Source organism: Variovorax sp. 679 (assembly GCF_003952185.1).
Taxonomy (GTDB): Bacteria; Pseudomonadota; Gammaproteobacteria; order Burkholderiales; family Burkholderiaceae_C; genus Variovorax.
This window is the reverse complement of record NZ_RXFS01000027.1, coordinates 1-14,436: the sequence shown is the minus strand read 5'-3', so window position 1 is coordinate 14,436 and position 14,436 is coordinate 1. Positions and strand designations below refer to the sequence as shown.

The 14,436-nt window shown below is 62.1% G+C and carries 15 protein-coding genes; 12 read left to right on the top strand and 3 right to left on the bottom strand.

Translation table 11 applies throughout. The features are described from left to right. Window positions 1-47 precede the first annotated feature (47 nt). Window positions 48-1,052, bottom strand: coding sequence for a tripartite tricarboxylate transporter substrate-binding protein (locus EJO71_RS34015; protein ID WP_125953046.1), 1,005 nt, complete (start codon window positions 1,050-1,052; stop codon window positions 48-50). A 178-nt stretch (window positions 1,053-1,230) separates the two neighbouring features. On the opposite strand from EJO71_RS34015, the gene EJO71_RS34010 reads away from it, so the two are divergent. The 4 genes from EJO71_RS34010 (at window position 1,231) to EJO71_RS33995 (ending at window position 5,535) form a co-directional block, all read left to right on the top strand. Beyond that, entirely contained in the window at window positions 1,231-1,989 is a 759-nt protein-coding gene (locus EJO71_RS34010) for a helix-turn-helix domain-containing protein (protein ID WP_164546981.1), read from the top strand. Window positions 1,990-2,250: 261 nt separating this feature from the next. Further along, window positions 2,251-3,027 carry an IclR family transcriptional regulator C-terminal domain-containing protein gene (locus EJO71_RS34005; RefSeq protein ID WP_125953044.1) on the top strand — a complete coding sequence of 259 codons (777 nt, stop codon included), beginning with the start codon at window positions 2,251-2,253 and terminating at the stop codon, window positions 3,025-3,027. Window positions 3,028-3,152: 125 nt separating this feature from the next. Beyond that, complete coding sequence (locus EJO71_RS34000; RefSeq protein ID WP_125953043.1) at window positions 3,153-4,430, top strand: Rieske 2Fe-2S domain-containing protein; 1,278 nt, start codon at window positions 3,153-3,155, stop codon at window positions 4,428-4,430. 70 nt (window positions 4,431-4,500) lie between these two features. After that, window positions 4,501-5,535, top strand: coding sequence for a tripartite tricarboxylate transporter substrate binding protein (locus EJO71_RS33995; protein WP_125953042.1), 1,035 nt, complete (start codon window positions 4,501-4,503; stop codon window positions 5,533-5,535). A gap of 4 nt (window positions 5,536-5,539) precedes the next feature. Here EJO71_RS33995 and EJO71_RS33990 read toward each other — a convergent pair whose 3' ends face one another. Both EJO71_RS33990 and EJO71_RS33985 read right to left on the bottom strand, forming a co-directional pair. Beyond that, window positions 5,540-6,001 carry a MarR family transcriptional regulator gene (locus EJO71_RS33990; RefSeq protein WP_125953041.1) on the bottom strand — a complete coding sequence of 154 codons (462 nt, stop codon included), beginning with the start codon at window positions 5,999-6,001 and terminating at the stop codon, window positions 5,540-5,542. Window positions 6,002-6,064: 63 nt separating this feature from the next. After that, window positions 6,065-6,646, bottom strand: coding sequence for a TetR family transcriptional regulator (locus EJO71_RS33985; RefSeq protein ID WP_164546980.1), 582 nt, complete (start codon window positions 6,644-6,646; stop codon window positions 6,065-6,067). Window positions 6,647-6,900: 254 nt separating this feature from the next. Between EJO71_RS33985 and EJO71_RS33980 the strand changes: the two genes are divergently transcribed. The 8 genes from EJO71_RS33980 to EJO71_RS33945 form a co-directional block, all read left to right on the top strand. After that, complete coding sequence (locus EJO71_RS33980; RefSeq protein WP_164546979.1) at window positions 6,901-8,100, top strand: ABC transporter substrate-binding protein; 1,200 nt, start codon at window positions 6,901-6,903, stop codon at window positions 8,098-8,100. Window positions 8,101-8,114: 14 nt separating this feature from the next. Next, window positions 8,115-8,864, top strand: a complete 750-nt coding sequence (locus EJO71_RS33975; protein WP_171022436.1) for an ABC transporter ATP-binding protein — start codon at window positions 8,115-8,117, stop codon at window positions 8,862-8,864. Further along, entirely contained in the window at window positions 8,857-9,540 is a 684-nt protein-coding gene (locus EJO71_RS33970; RefSeq protein ID WP_164546978.1) for an ATP-binding cassette domain-containing protein, read from the top strand. Before EJO71_RS33975 ends, EJO71_RS33970 begins: the two co-directional genes overlap by 8 nt. A gap of 2 nt (window positions 9,541-9,542) precedes the next feature. Next, window positions 9,543-10,382, top strand: a complete 840-nt coding sequence (locus EJO71_RS33965) for a branched-chain amino acid ABC transporter permease (RefSeq protein WP_164546977.1) — start codon at window positions 9,543-9,545, stop codon at window positions 10,380-10,382. After that, complete coding sequence (locus EJO71_RS33960) at window positions 10,379-11,311, top strand: branched-chain amino acid ABC transporter permease (protein ID WP_125953036.1); 933 nt, start codon at window positions 10,379-10,381, stop codon at window positions 11,309-11,311. Before EJO71_RS33965 ends, EJO71_RS33960 begins: the two co-directional genes overlap by 4 nt. After that, window positions 11,308-12,573: a Rieske 2Fe-2S domain-containing protein gene (locus EJO71_RS33955; RefSeq protein ID WP_125953035.1), complete on the top strand. Its 1,266-nt coding sequence runs from the start codon at window positions 11,308-11,310 to the stop codon at window positions 12,571-12,573. The genes EJO71_RS33960 and EJO71_RS33955 overlap by 4 nt, the downstream gene beginning before the upstream one ends. Next, the gene (locus EJO71_RS33950) at window positions 12,573-13,520 is read left to right on the top strand and encodes a PDR/VanB family oxidoreductase (protein WP_125953034.1); all 948 of its coding nucleotides are present in this window, start codon (window positions 12,573-12,575) and stop codon (window positions 13,518-13,520) included. The genes EJO71_RS33955 and EJO71_RS33950 overlap by 1 nt, the downstream gene beginning before the upstream one ends. 10 nt (window positions 13,521-13,530) lie before the next feature. Next, window positions 13,531-14,436 (top strand): MFS transporter (locus EJO71_RS33945; protein ID WP_125953033.1); only part of this gene is annotated, 906 nt, incomplete at its 3' end.

Here is a 14,436-nt window from a genome sequence, read left to right as displayed (position 1 = left end):
GAACCCGGTCTTGTTGCTGCCTTTGACCAGACCCGAGCCGAAGCGGCTCACTCTTCCGGCTTGAAGCCGGAACTCCTGACGATGGGGTTCCAAAAAAGAAACTCCTGCTTCTGCAATGCCGCGAGCTCTGAGGATGTGCTCGGCGCTGAAACCATGCCGAGACCGAGCAGTTTCGTGATCACCTGGGGAGTCATCAACGCCTTCTGAACTGCGGCGTTCAGATCAGCGAGCCGGGCCGCAGGGATGCCCTTGGGGCCATAAAGGCCGTTCCACCCCGGGACAACCACGGGAATCCCTGCCTCCTGGAAGGTCTGTACCTCCGGCACGAGCGTGCTGCGTTCCGCGCCGGCCGTGCCGATGATGCGCAGTTGCCCCGTGCGGTGCTGCTGCAGGGAATCGGCCATGGTCGCGACCATCGCGGGAACACGGCCCGCGATCAGGTCGGGCAGAGCCTGGGCCGAACCCTTGTAGGGAACGTGTGCTCCGGGTGCACCGGCCGCTCGATGGAAAGCGACGCCGACGAAGTGGGGCGTAGTGCCGGCGCCCGCGGACGAATAGATCGCGTTCGCTGGATGCGCAGCGACCCAGCTCACATATTCGGCAAGGTTGCGTGCCGGTGTGCCGGGTCCGACGGTGAGCGCGTAGTCGAAGGTGATCAGGCGGGAAATGGGAGTGAAATCGTCGACAGGGTCGTATCGCAGGTTCTTGTAGACATACGGGAATAGCGTGAGTGAGCCTTGCGGCGCCACCACGAAAATGTCTTCACCGGGCTTTGAGGCACGGACAAGCTCCATCGCCAGTCGTCCGCCCGCGCCGGGCCTGTTGTCCACGATGACCGAGCGCCCTAGAACGTCCTGCAGCGCGGCCGCGACGATCCGTGCCAGCATGTCCGTGGAGCCACCTGCCTGGAATCCCGCGAGGAGGCGAATGGGCGGCTGGGCGTCGGCCCATGCTCCGACGCCCACCATGCTGGCGGCACCGGCGCTCAAGAAATGCCTACGTTTCATGCTGGCCAGCATAGGCGGGGTGCAGGTTGCAGCGCCATCAAGCATGTGATTTCCGCCATATGGTTCTCGTCAGTTGGCGCCATCCGGTGCGCGGGTCGATGGCAGTTCAAGAGCATCGAATATCCCCTTTTTTGTTGTCGGCCTTCACGAACGGATCGTAGGTGCCGCGGCGCGGCCCATGTAATCATGAATGTGATGCTTTGCAGTGAAGGAGGGTGTGCTTGTGACGGTCAAATCAGCCCAGCGCGTGCTGGAGGTGCTCGAATACTTCGCCGCCACCCGCGATCCCGCCACCGTTGCCGAAGTGAGTCGTCAGCTCGCCTTTCCGCAATCGAGCACGTCGATGCTTCTGAGTTCCCTTGAGACGCTCGGGTACCTGACCTACGACGCGGACGACCGCACCTTCCGGCCCACTGTGCGCGTGATGCTACTTGGGAGCTGGATCCAGGACGAGCTTTTCGGCGAGGGCAGCCTGGTCTCGGCCCTGGACGCACTGCGGCGCTCGACCGGCCAGACCGTGATGGTCGGACTGCGTCAAGGCATCCACGTGCGCTCCATCATCGCGCTGCGCGGCACGAGGGCTGACGCCCTGCCGGTTCGCACCGGCACCCTCGCGGCCGTGTGTCTGTCGTCGATGGGGAAAGTCCTCCTCTCACGTGAAAGCGACGCAATGATCCTGCGCATCGCGCGGCATGCCAATGCGGTCGATCCGGTCTCGAGGAACCGCGTGCACCCGCAATCGTTGCTGGAGCAGATACGCGTCTCCGAGGCGCGGGGGTGGGCCGAGTCGCACGAGTTTCCGTCGCCCGGGCACTGCTCGATCGCCGCGGCGCTCCCGGTCATTCCTCGCCAGCCGCTGCTCGCCCTGTGCATCGGCAGCAGCACCGCGATCATGCACCGCGAAAGGCAGGCACTCGTGACGGCCCTGACGCACGCATGCGAAAACTTCGCCCAGATGACCCAGCGTGCGGCTTCCGAATGAGTAAGTGGCTGCCGGACCAGGTACGAACACGTCGCTGACGAAGCACTGTGGCGCTAGCCGCCCTGCCCACGGGGAACACCACCGCGGGTGAACCGCCGCACTAAACCTGTGGCATGCCAGGTCCGCGACGAGATGCCGAACGGCGGCGACTGTGCGGCCGTGAATTCTGAGAGAGAGCGCCCGTGCGTCTCCCGTCTTCCTGATTGGGTTCGACGGTGAAGCCGGGTAGCAGCTACTTACTCCTCGCACAATAATTGGCGCATGGCCTTCAGACAGAGCAAAGATTTCGTGGCATCCCTGGAGAAGGGATTGGACGTGCTGACCTGCTTCAACAGACAGAACGCCAAGCTCACTTTGTCCGAGGTGGCGCGGTTGACTGGAAGCTCGCCAGCATCCGCTCGTCGTTCACTGCTTACGCTGCACGCTTTGGACTTTTTGGAGAGTGATGGGCGGCGGTTCTGGCTGGGGCCCCGGGTTTTGCTGGTGGCGCATGCCTACCTCGCATCCCGCCCCACCCCCCAGTTGGCCCAACCGCTGCTCGATGCGCTCTCGGAGCGCACGCGGCAGTCGGCGTCCTTGGGCAAGCTGCAGGATGATGACGTGATCATCATCGCGCGCTCCACTGCGCGCCGCAGCCTCTCCACGGGCCTGGGGATAGGTTCTCGCTTGCCCGCCTACTGTTCCTCCCTCGGGCGCGTGGCCTTGGCAAACCTTCCGCAGACCGAGGCCGCACGGCGAATAGGCGACATGCGGCGCGGGCCTCTGACGCCAAAGACGATCTACGAACTTGCCGCAGTGCTTGAGAAAGTTGATCGGTGCCGCCGCGACGGCTGGACGGGTGCCGATGGGGAACTCGAACTGGGCGTTCGATCCATTGCTGTGCCTGTATGCGGCCAGGACGGCAAGTTCATCGCCGGGCTGAGCATATCGGTCGGGGCAGAGCGGATGTCCATGACCGAGTTCACGCGCACCCTGCTTCCCGTGCTCATGCAAGCTCGTGACACGCTGCAGCGTAGCCTGTTCGGAGCCTGCTCTTAGTACTAGCCCGGTGGCAAGTGAAACCATGCGCCACGCGGCGCATATTTTCGCTCGCTGGCGTTGACAGCTCCTGTTCGTCGCATTAATAATAGCGAATCGCTAGTATTACTCGACGGAGATAGAGCATGTTGACTTCCGAGAACAATCAGATCCTCACCCGCGTCGGCCCTGGTACCGCCATGGGAGGGCTCTTCCGACACTTTTGGCAACCGGCTCTTCTGTCCGAAGAACTGTCCGGACCCGATTGCCCCCCCGTGCGTGTGCGTTTGATGGGAGAGGACTTTGTGGCCTTCCGTGATTCGGCCGGGCGGGTGGGGCTGCTGGACTCACACTGCCCGCATCGTCTGGCCGACCTCTACTTCGGACGAAATGAGGAGGGGGGACTCCGATGCGTCTACCACGGCTGGAAATTCAGCGTGACGGGGGAGGTGCTGGACATGCCCAGCGAGCCCTCCGAAAGCCCGATGCGATGCAACCCGAACGTCCGAGCCAAGGCCTACTCAGTGCATGAGGCTGGTGGGATCGTCTGGGCATATCTCGGGCCCGTGGAATCGATTCCTCCCCTTCCACAGATGGAGTTCATGGGCCTGCCCGCAGCGAACGTGTATGCCTCCAAGTGTCTGATGAAATGCAACTACCAGCAGGCACTGGAAGGCAGCATCGATACGGCCCATTTGACCTTTCTCCACCGGTCGATCGGGCCGATGGAAAAGGATGTGTTCGGGGTGGGCGAGCTGCAGGAATTCGGCGATGCAGACGGTGCGCCCAGGTTCTTTTGCGAAGACACCGAGTACGGAATGAGAATCTCGGCACGCCGCGAGGGATCACCGGACGCCTACTATTGGCGCATCACGCAGTGGCTGATGCCCACGAGCGTCCTGGTACCCACCGGAGACGACCTGGTCTGCAGGGCAAATCTGTTCATTCCCATCGACGACGAGAACTGCTGGTGGTATCGCGTGCGATACCACGCCGGTCGTCCTCTCAGCAGCGAGGAACTTGCCGAGTACAGGCACGGAACACTTGACTACGCGAAGCTGCTGCCGGGAACCTACATCCCGGAGGGCAACCGTGCGAATGACTACCTGATGGACCGAACCCTGCAGAGGAGTGGCTCATTTACCGGTATTCCGAGCGCGCAGCTGCAGGACCTCGCCGTGCAGGAGAGTCAGGGCGCTATCGCTGATCGCACGAAAGAGCACCTCGGTACCTCGGACACCGCAATCGTCAGATGCAGGCGTCGTCTGATCGAGTCGGCAAAGAAGTTCGCCAGTGAAGGAATCGTTCCCGTGGCGGCTGCCCGTGGCGACCTCTACAGACGCAGGGCCGTGGCCATGCTGCTCCCGAAGGACGTGACCGCGGAACAGGCGGGCAGTCACCCGGCCACCGTACCGTCTGCCTGACGCCCTTCAGCGAGCACTCTGACCCCTGCGTCTCAGACGAGCATGGTGTCGGGCGACTCGCCGGCGGTGAGTGGGACAGATCAATCCAACCCTGAAGGACATTACAGTGAAAGTGATTACGAAGTTCGGAACGATCATCAGCATCGCGGCCGTATTGATGGCAACCTGCGGCGCCATGGACGCCCAAGCCCAAGGCAAGGACGTCTGGCCCTCGAAGCCCATTCGCTTTGTCGTGCCCTTCGCAGCGGGTGGCTCCATCGATGTTCTCGCGCGCTTGATGGGGCGGCATCTCGAAACGAGACTAGGGCAGTCGATCGTGGTCGAAAACCGCACGGGCGCCGGAGGCACGGTCGGTGCCGATTTTGTCGCAAGGGCTCCCGCTGACGGATACACGTTCTTGTTCACCGCACAGGGGCCATTGGTCCTCAATCCATTCCTCATGAAGCGGCTCCCGTACAACGCGGAAGCCGCTTTCGCGCCCGTAACGGTGGTGGCCGAGGCGCCGAACGTGTTGGTCACGAACCAGGCGTTTCCCGTCGCCAACTTCTCGGAGCTGCGCGGATTCGCCAAAGCGAATCCGGACAAGATGACCTTCGGTACCCAAGGCGTCGGAACGACCGGCCATGTTACCGGCGAGCTAATCAACCAGCAAACCGGAATCAACCTGACGCACGTCGCGTACCAGGGCTTTCCACCGGCTCTTACGGACGTTCTTGCCGGGCGGGTGGGGATGATGATCGCGGACACCATCAATCTGTTGCCGCGAATCCGTTCAGGTCAGCTGCGGCCGATTGCAGTGGCGTCCGCCAAGCGAAGTTCGGTATTGCCGGAAGTTCCGACATTTGCCGAGGCAGGCTACCCGGAGATCGTTTCAGGACCCTGGTTTGCAGTTCTCGCTCCGGCAGGAACAAAGCTTGAATTCCGCAGAAAGCTGTCGGAAGAAATGCGTCACGTGCTCGCGCAACGCGATGTGCAGGAGAAGCTCACTGAGCTGGGCGTAGAAAGCCGCGGATCAAGTCCCGAGCAGTTCGACTCCTACCTGAAGTCGGAGTTCAAGCGCTGGGGTTCCGTGATTCAGAAGGCAGGCATCACGCTGGGCAACTGAGAAATCATGACGGTATGGATGCCAGAGCTCCGGTCCGATCCTCCAGCACCGACATCACGCGAAAGAAGATCGCTGATTCGTCTGAGGGTATCCCGGCCAAGAGCTCTGCTTCCACAGCATTGATCATGTCCTCCACCTGCCGGTGAACCTTTTTTCCTGAGGGTGTAAGGCTGAGTCGCAAGCGCCTCCTGTCTTCGTGGTCCACGTCCTTCTGCACATAACCTTGCTCGACCAACTTATCAATGGCGCGGGCCACGAAGAATGCGTCCGTGCTTGTGCGCGCTGCGACCTGCTTGGCCGAGACAGGCGCGAACCGGCCAATGACCGCCATGACTCGCCAACTGATCACGGTCAGGCCGAATTCCGCCTTCCACGCAGGCGAAAGATGGCGGGTAATCCGGGCGGCAATCGAAAGGCATCGATAGGAGATCCGGTTTTCAAGAGAGACACGAGCAGCCTTGGACATGCATGGATTGTACGTATCGAACAAGGCCCGGAATCCACTATCGACCCACTGCAAGGTCGGCGCTTATCTTTGCACAAGAAAATCCGATACGACACGGGTTATATGCGTCAGCCAGGCATCGCGCGCGTCTTGCTGCTTCATGTCGAAATCCAAGAAGTTGGACATCGTCGCTGCGTTGGACAGGTAGTAATAGCAGAGCGAGACAATGGTGAGGTGCAGTTCCATTACCGTCACGTCGCGGCGGAAATGCCCTTCGGCCACGCCTCGCGCCAGCAAGTCTTCGACGATCTTCAGTTGCGGGACTGCACTCTGCCTAATGCGCTCGGACTGCTTCACGTGGCGCGCTCCGTACATGTTCTCTGCGTTCACAAGGCTGATGAATTCCGGGTGTTCCTGGAAGTAGCGCCAGATAAAGGCGATCAGCCGCTTAAGACCCTCTCTCGGGTCGAGCTGCTTCAGGTTGATCCGCCCCTCGGCCAAGAGCATGTCGTCATGAACTTTTTCCAGGGCGGCCAAATAGAGACTTTCTTTGCTGTCGAAGTGGTAGTACAGCATGCGATCGCTGGTCTCCGCCCGTTTACTGATGCGCTCAATGCGAGCACCGCCGAGACCTTCCTGCGCGAACTCCTGGACAGCGGCGTCCACGATTGCCTCGCGAGTTCCGTTGGGCGGACGGCCCACTGCACGCTGCCCAAGCGCATCGGCTGCCGGGCGAGACGGGGTCGCTCGTTGACTCTTAGCCAAGGGTCCTCCTGTTTATTGCAGTGTAAGTGAATAACCACATAAGACGGCCCATAGAGGCGTTAAAACCGAGGGTATCTACTAGTATGTGGGTCGATCGGCCCGAAATATTATTGTTAGAGACGACTACCAATATTCGTCCTTTCAGGAGATCGCTCATGGCCCGCCCATTCCAGTTCCTCGCTAGGTTCTCACTCCAATTGCTCTTGGGCGTTGCAGCATTCGTGACAGCGCCGGCACACGCGGAACAGATCATCACGATCGGTTTCGTGAACCCGCAGACCGGTCCCTTTGCGGCATTGGGGAAGGCGGCCCGCAAGGGTATGGATCTCGCGCTCGACGGTGCGAAGTCGAACCCGGCGCTCAAGGGAGTGAGCTTCAGAGTCGTCGAACGTGACTCCGCAGCAAAGGTGGCCGATGCCGTGCGCTATGCGCGGGAGCTTGAGTCGCGCGAGAAGGTCGATGTCCTAATGGGCGGGCTTTCCAGCGCGGAATGCTTGGCCCTACAGCAATTTGCGGGCGAGGAAAAGCTCCCATACATCGTCGCGAGTGGCTGCTGGGTGGACGACTTTGGTGACGCCGGACGCACTAACCGCTATTCCTTTCGCACCACGCCGAGCAACAAAATGCGCAACGTTGCCTTCGTTTCATGGTTGACGAAAAACGTGGGCAAACGCTGGTACGTGATGTACTCGGACACTGCCTACGGACAATCCGGCCTCAAGGCGTTCAAGGAGACGGGGGCAGAAGTCGTGGGTTCCGTGGGGGTGCCGTTCGGCGCGACCGATATGGCGGCATATGTCAGCAAGGTAGATCGAAACGCAGACGGTGTGTATTTTGTCTTCGCTGGCCGCGATGCCACGCTGGCTCTGCAGGAGGCGCTGTCGCAGGGACTTGGAAAGAAGCTAAGGCTCGCCGGGATGCAGTCACTGATCATTCCCGAGGCTTTCCCCAAGCTGCCCGAGGCCACCGAAGGCTTGGCATATATCGGCTCCTATCCGCGGGAAGCGAGCGGCCCACTCGATACACCGGCCAACCTGGCCTTCCAAAAAGCCTATGGCGCGGTGGCCGGCGGCGAGCCGGTCGGGCTGAACGCGTTTGAAGCGTATGTCGCCACAAACGCGCTGCTCAAGGCGATCGAGAAGTCCGGCTTCCGAAATCGGGCAGACAGCGAGAAGCTGATCGCAGCGATGGAGACCCTCGACGTCCCCGCGAGTGCGCAGTTCCCAGGTGGCGCGCTCAGCATGCGCAAGCAGGACCGCCAGGCGATCGTACCGCTGTACATCGGGACCGTGAAGGGCGGCAAGGAGTCGGTGGTCCACATGATTCCGGCCGCAGACGTTGCAAAGATCAAGTGAGCAGAATCGTGCCGTTGACCAGCTTGCTTGAGACCAGAGCGCTGGAACAGCGCTTCGGCACGTTTCAGGCACTCTCAGGCGTGGACCTGTGCGTACAGCGGGAGGGCGTCCATGCGCTGATCGGCCCCAATGGGGCGGGTAAAAGCACGCTAATGAATCTGCTGGCGGGCGCCGCCCGGCCAACGGCAGGTTCGGTGTGGTTCGACGGCGAGGAGGTCACCCATACACCAGTGCACCAACGCGCCCGCATGGGGATCGGGAGGTCTTACCAGGTAGTGAAGTTGTTTGCGGGATTGACCTGCGGCGACGCCGCCGAGCTTGCTATACAGCGGGACCGCCCGGTTCTCGACTGGATTCGACCAAGCGCGCGGAAGGAGATTCGCGCCGCGGCACGCGAGCTGCTCGCGAAGCACGGTTTGGTGGAATGGGAACGGCATGAGACCACGGTGCTCGCCCATGGCATACAGAAGCGGCTGGAAATCGCATTGGCGCTCGCCAACTCCAGCAGGCTGCTGCTGCTGGACGAACCAATGGCTGGCTTGGCCGCCCATGAGCGCGCCGAGCTTGCCGATTTGATTCGTGCGCTGGCACAAGAACGGGCCGTCGTCTTTGTTGAGCACGACATAGACATGGTGATGGCCCTCGCTGATCGTGTGACGGTGTTGCACAACGGCCGCATCCTCGCCGAGGGAACGCCGGCCGAGATCCGCAGTAATGCCTTGGTGCGCGAGGCCTATCTGCACCGCGAGGCCGTCCATGCTTGATGTCTCTCGCCTGCAGGCAGGGTATGGCCGCGCCCGCGTGGTTCACGATTTCAGCCTGTCGGTTGGCCCCGGCGAGGTGCTTGGCTTGGTGGGCCGAAATGGGGTTGGGAAGACCACATCGCTCAAGGCCATCCTTGGGTTGGTGGATGTGTTTGGCGGAACCGTGTCGGTGCGAGGACATGTGGCCGGCCCAATGTCTCCGGTATCGGCCTGCCGACTGGGAATTGGGTACGTGTCACAGCAGCGCGAGGTATGCCCTGAGTTGACCGTGGAGCAGAACCTAATGCTCCCGCTGGTGGCCAACCGGCTGTCGACGGCAGCAGTTGACGGCGCGTATCAGCGCTTCCCGCGGCTCGCCGAGCGCCGCCGCCAAGTGGCCGGATCGCTGAGTGGAGGTGAGCGAAAGCTGCTTGCGTTCGCGCGGATCATGCTGTTGACCCCAAGTATCTACTTGATCGATGAGCCGACGGAAGGCCTGATGCCTAAAGCGGTCGATGAGATCGGTCACCTGATCGCCACCATCGCGAGAGACGGTGCGGCTGTCGTTGTTGTGGAACAGAACCTGGCGCTTGTGCGCGCGGTAGCCACTCGCGTCGCGCTTATGAACAACGGCCGCATAGAGGCCACCGTGGATTCGCTTGGCGCCGAAGAGGCCGAGCGCTACCTGGGAGTCTGACTTTGGAGTCCTTCACCATCCAGCTCACGAACGGCCTACTGGTCGGCACCACCATCGCTCTCACGGCTCTGGGTCTTAGCTTGGTCTTCGGCATCCTGCACATCGTCAACCTCGCACACGGCGAGTTCTACATGACGGGGGCGTACCTTTGCTGGGCATTCAATGCATGGCTGGGGAATTTCTGGCTCGCAGTGCCGCTTGCGACCGTGTGCACAGCCCTATTGGGCAGCGCGGTGCTGATGATGTTCTTTCGCCGAATGCTGGGCAGCGGGCCCTTGCGATGGGCGTTGCTGACGTTGGGATTCGGCTATGTACTGCGTGAGGTCGCGCAGCACGTATTTGGTATTGATTTCAAACTAGTCGATTTGCCAGTCGAAGGAACGTTGCCCTTTCTCGGCGGCGCCTATCGCTTCCTTGTCATGTGTCTGGGGCTGTCTTTGATCTTGGGCCTGTACCTCTTTCTTGCGTACTCGCGTCAGGGCCTGCTGATCCGAGCTGTTGCAAGCAACGAGGAGGCCGCCACGGTGGTTGGCGTTTCGACGGCGCGCGTGTACTTCCTTGTCTGCCTAGTTAGCGCGGGGCTTGCAGGCGCGGCGGGCGCCTTCATGCTGCCAGTCACAAGCGCCTATCCAACGATGGGTCTGGAGATCTTGATCATGGCCTTCGTTGTCGTGGTGGTCGGCGGTATGGGCAACGTGCGTGGCACATTGTTGGCAAGCCTTCTCGCCGGGGTGATGCAGGCGATGCTTTCGCTCGCGTTGAGGCCGTCGGTTGCATCTCTGATCACCCTCGTCACCCTGATTGTCATCGTGGTCGTGCGCCGCGCGGGAGCGAGCCGATGAAGACGGGAGTGCGCGATCTCATGCGGGTACTTGCATTGTCGGTGCTGGTCGTCGTGCCCTTCGTACTGCGTGACTACGGGCTCTTCATCGCCACCGAGCTGCTGGTCTGGGCGCTTTTCGCCGTGTCGCTTGATTTGCTTCTGGGCTACACGGGCCTCCCGAGTTTCGGGCACGCGGTCTTCTTCGGCTTGCCTGCATATGCGCTCGGCATCATGCTGGTGCGGCAAGACAGCTTCGCGCTCGCTCTGTTTGCTGGCTACGCAGCGGTATTGGTGGCGGCGGCGGTGATCGGCTATTTTGCGCTTCGTACAGGTGGCACTGGCTACATCATCGTGACGCTCCTGGCCTCGTTCGCGCTGTTCACGTTGGCGCTCACGGTCACCGGCGTGACCGGAGGCGAAGACGGCTTATCGATCCCACGGGTGAAATCTTTCAGCGCGCTCTCGCCACGCGAGGCCTACGCCATCGTCGCCGTGGTCACGCTCACCATGTACCTGTTGGCCAGAATGCTGGTTCGCTCCAGCGTCGGTCACCTGCTGCTTGCGATCAAAGGGAACGAGCAACGCGTGCAAGCTCTCGGCTACAACGTTGACTCCGCCAAGTTGCTCGTAACGCTCGTGTCCGCTTTCATCGCGGGCACGGCGGGCATGCTCTACGTGCTTCTCACACGCACGCTGTCTGCCGAACTCGTCGGACCCGCACTCTCGACCGAGGTGGTGATCTGGGTGCTCCTCGGCGGCGTGCAGACCCTCTTCGGGCCGATTGTTGGCGCGGCCGCATTCATGACGCTCAAACAGCTCCTGAGTGCCACGACGTGGTATCCGCTGCTGTTGGGGCTCGTCTTTATCGCAATTGTCCTGTGGGCGCCAAAGGGCCTTGTGTCCCTGATGCCGGCCTCCATTCGACGCACTCCTGGAGGTTCAGAATGAAATCGGAAGACAACTACGAGCTGACGCGAGTCGGAGCCCACACTCCCGCAGGTCGCATGCTGCGCCGCTATTGGCACCCTGTCGGGGTGTCTGCCGACCTGAAGGACACGCCCAAGCTTGTGAAGATTCTGGGCGAGGAGCTGGTCCTGTTCCGCAAGCCTGACGGGCAGTGCGGCCTGCTCGACTCCCGCTGCCCGCACCGGGGCGCCAACCTCGCCACTGGGTACGTGGAAGCAGAAGGGCTTCGCTGCCCGTACCACGGCTGGCTGTTTTCGGTGAGCGGCGCATGTTTGCAGCAGCCCTGTGAGCCGGCGGACAGCCGTTTCAAGGAACGCATCCAGCAAGTGAATTACCCGGTGCAGGAGCTCGGCGGCTTGGTGTTCGCGTATTTGGGCCCTTCGCCGGCGCCTGAGCTGCCGCGTTGGGATGTGTTGGTGCGGGAGGACGGCACGCGCCGCGCGGCGTTTGCGCGCTTTGTTCCTTCGAACTGGCTGCAGCTGGTGGATAACCACCAGGATCCGGCCCACACCACTTGGTTGCACAAGCAGATGCAGCCTTGGCAGGAAACGCCAGAGTGCCACTACTTCGACTCTGCCATCGGCTCAATCGCGGTTGCCGTCCGGCGCGGCCCGCGCGACGAGACCCGCTACGTCCGCGAAGTGCACTTCATCGCGCCCAACGGCATGAAAGTGCCGATCCCCGATCCTGACGAATCAGCATTCAACCAGCCATCGACACTGCGCCATGTGTGGGTGGTACCGATGGACGACTTGAACACCGTCGAGTGGGAAGTGCTGTTCGCCCCTTTCGACGACGACGGTCGTCCCACGCAATTCAAGTACGACGCTGACCCGGCGCTCTACGACATGCCGCGCCCCGTGCCCTACGCGGAATACATCAGGCCGGGCGCAGATGCGTATCCCGACTATGCCAAGGGAGGAGCGCGCGGCGCGACGGTGATCCTTCGACAAGATACGCAGATTCAGTCCAGTCAAGGTGTGATTCAGCCCCGGGAACATGAGCATCTGGCGACGTCCGACCGTGGCGTAATCAAGCTCCGCCGCATCATCAAGGAGTGTATCGACGCTGTTGCCCGGGGAGATGACCCGCGCGGTGTCTTCCGCACGCCACCTCCGGACGGGGTGATCCACGTCGAAGCAGCCGAGACGATCGTCTCGGAGGACGAGTACCGACAACTGCTTGAACACGAGAGCCTTGATGCTGCTCGATCCGAGCGAGGCGCCACCGAGAAGGCTGCTTGATGCCAGTCGAAGCTGGAATCGACCTGCGGGTCCGCGCGATGGAGCGCCTGGCGGATGGGATCCTGTCCCTCACACTCGAACACCCGGACGGCGGTGATCTACCGCCGTGGAGCGCAGGCGCGCACGTGGACCTGGTCTTCGAAGGTATTGGTACTGCGCAGTACTCGCTGTGCGGTCCGCTCGGGGCCCGAAGGTGGCAAGTTGCCGTGCTGCATCGGCCAGAGGGGCGAGGCGTTTCACGCCACGTTCATCGTGCACTGCGGCCCGGTGACCGCGTCCGTGTCGGTCTTCCGCGCAATCACTTCCCGCTTCAACCCGCTCCGGGCTACCTGTTCGTCGCTGGCGGTATCGGCATCACGCCTATCCGGGCCATGATCGAAGCTGCGGACTCCATAGGTACGCCTTGGCAGCTTGCCTACTGCGGAAGGAGCCGCGCCGGTATGGCGTTCATGGACGAGCTCGAAGATCGCGCCGGCCGAGTCCGTGTGTTCCCGGCGGACGAAGCTTGCCGACTTCCCGTGGGCAAGCTCCTCGCGGAGACAGCGGCCGCCGCGGAGGTGTACTGCTGTGGGCCCGAGGGACTCATTGCCGCCGTCCAAGCGGAAAGTGAACGGCTAGGGCGCCCGGCGCCGCATTTCGAACGCTTCTCAGCTGCACCTGCGGCTCTTCAAGGTGAGAACAGACGATTCTCTGTGGTGCTGGCCAGAAGCGGCGTTACGCTCGAGATCGGTCCGGGCCAAAGCATCGCCGATGTGCTCGACGCGCGCGGGGTATTCGTACCGACCTCGTGCCGGCAAGGGGTGTGCGGCTCTTGTGAAACGCGGGTATGCGCCGGCCGAATCGACCACCGGGATTCCATTCTGTCCGAGGCGGAGAAGGAGCGGGGTGACACCATGATGGTCTGCGTTTCACGGGCTCGCGACGACCGCTTGACTCTGGACCTCTGAACCCTCGCCTGTGTCCATCCCTGCTGCGGCTGCCATCGGAATCATTGCCGTGGCCGAGTTGTTCTGTACATCGCTCTGGTTCAGTGCCAATGGCGCCGCAGCCGAACTTCTGCGGGGTTGGGGGCTGCCCCCTTCTTCCGTCGGGGCCCTGACGTCGGCTGTGCAGGGCGGCTTCATCTTCGGGACCCTAGCCTTCGCGCTCTCGAATCTGGCCGACAGGGTGCCTGCCAGCCGCATCTTCTTCGTTTCCGGGTTGCTTGGCGCCCTCGCTAACGCACTGTTCGCATTCGGCGGCTTCGGCTTCGCTCCGTCGCTCGCGCTGCGCTTCGCGGATGGTGTGGCGCTTGCGGGAATTTACCCCCTGGGCATGAAGCTGGTGGTCGGGTGGAATCGGGGCCGGACTGCGGACACGCTCGCAGTGCTGGTAGGCATGCTGGTGCTAGGAACAGCCTTTCCGTACGGGCTACGTGCCTGGGCCCCCGGACTAGACTGGCACTCCACCGTCGCGGCTGCCTCGCTGCTGTCTGTCGTCGGAGCCATCCTCGTTTTGGTCACCGGGGATGGTCCCGATGCCAGATTAAACACCGTCGGCGTTCATCCCAGATTGGGCAGTGTGCTGCAGGCATTCCGAGTGCCCGCCTTCCGCTCGGCCGCGTTCGGATACTTCGGACATATGTGGGAGTTGTACGCCTTTTGGACGCTTGTTCCTTTTTTGGTCGCGCCACTGATGCCAGCCTCTCTAGGCCCCGCCGCCAACTTTGGCGTGATCGCAGCTGGTTTCGTCGGCAGCTTGGTCGCAGGCAGGTTGGCGCGTCGCTTTGGCAGCGCGCCCGTCGCCGCAGTCGCACTGTCCGCTTCCGGAACGATTTGCGTGATCTATCCTTTCACCGCGGCTTGGCCAGACTTCCTGCGGCTA

Excerpts from the sequence above, each read along its gene's own strand:
- EJO71_RS33960 (WP_125953036.1), top strand. The coding sequence starts at position 10,379 with ATGAAGACGGGAGTGCGCGATCTCATGCGGGTACTTGCATTGTCGGTG.
- EJO71_RS34005 (WP_125953044.1), top strand. The coding sequence starts at position 2,251 with ATGGCCTTCAGACAGAGCAAAGATTTCGTGGCATCCCTGGAGAAGGGA.
- EJO71_RS33955 (WP_125953035.1), top strand. The coding sequence starts at position 11,308 with ATGAAATCGGAAGACAACTACGAGCTGACGCGAGTCGGAGCCCACACT.
- EJO71_RS33990 (WP_125953041.1), bottom strand. The coding sequence starts at position 6,001 with ATGTCCAAGGCTGCTCGTGTCTCTCTTGAAAACCGGATCTCCTATCGA.
- EJO71_RS34015 (WP_125953046.1), bottom strand. The coding sequence starts at position 1,052 with ATGCTTGATGGCGCTGCAACCTGCACCCCGCCTATGCTGGCCAGCATG.
- EJO71_RS33950 (WP_125953034.1), top strand. The coding sequence starts at position 12,573 with ATGCCAGTCGAAGCTGGAATCGACCTGCGGGTCCGCGCGATGGAGCGC.
- EJO71_RS33980 (WP_164546979.1), top strand. The coding sequence starts at position 6,901 with ATGGCCCGCCCATTCCAGTTCCTCGCTAGGTTCTCACTCCAATTGCTC.
- EJO71_RS33970 (WP_164546978.1), top strand. The coding sequence starts at position 8,857 with ATGCTTGATGTCTCTCGCCTGCAGGCAGGGTATGGCCGCGCCCGCGTG.
- EJO71_RS34000 (WP_125953043.1), top strand. The coding sequence starts at position 3,153 with ATGTTGACTTCCGAGAACAATCAGATCCTCACCCGCGTCGGCCCTGGT.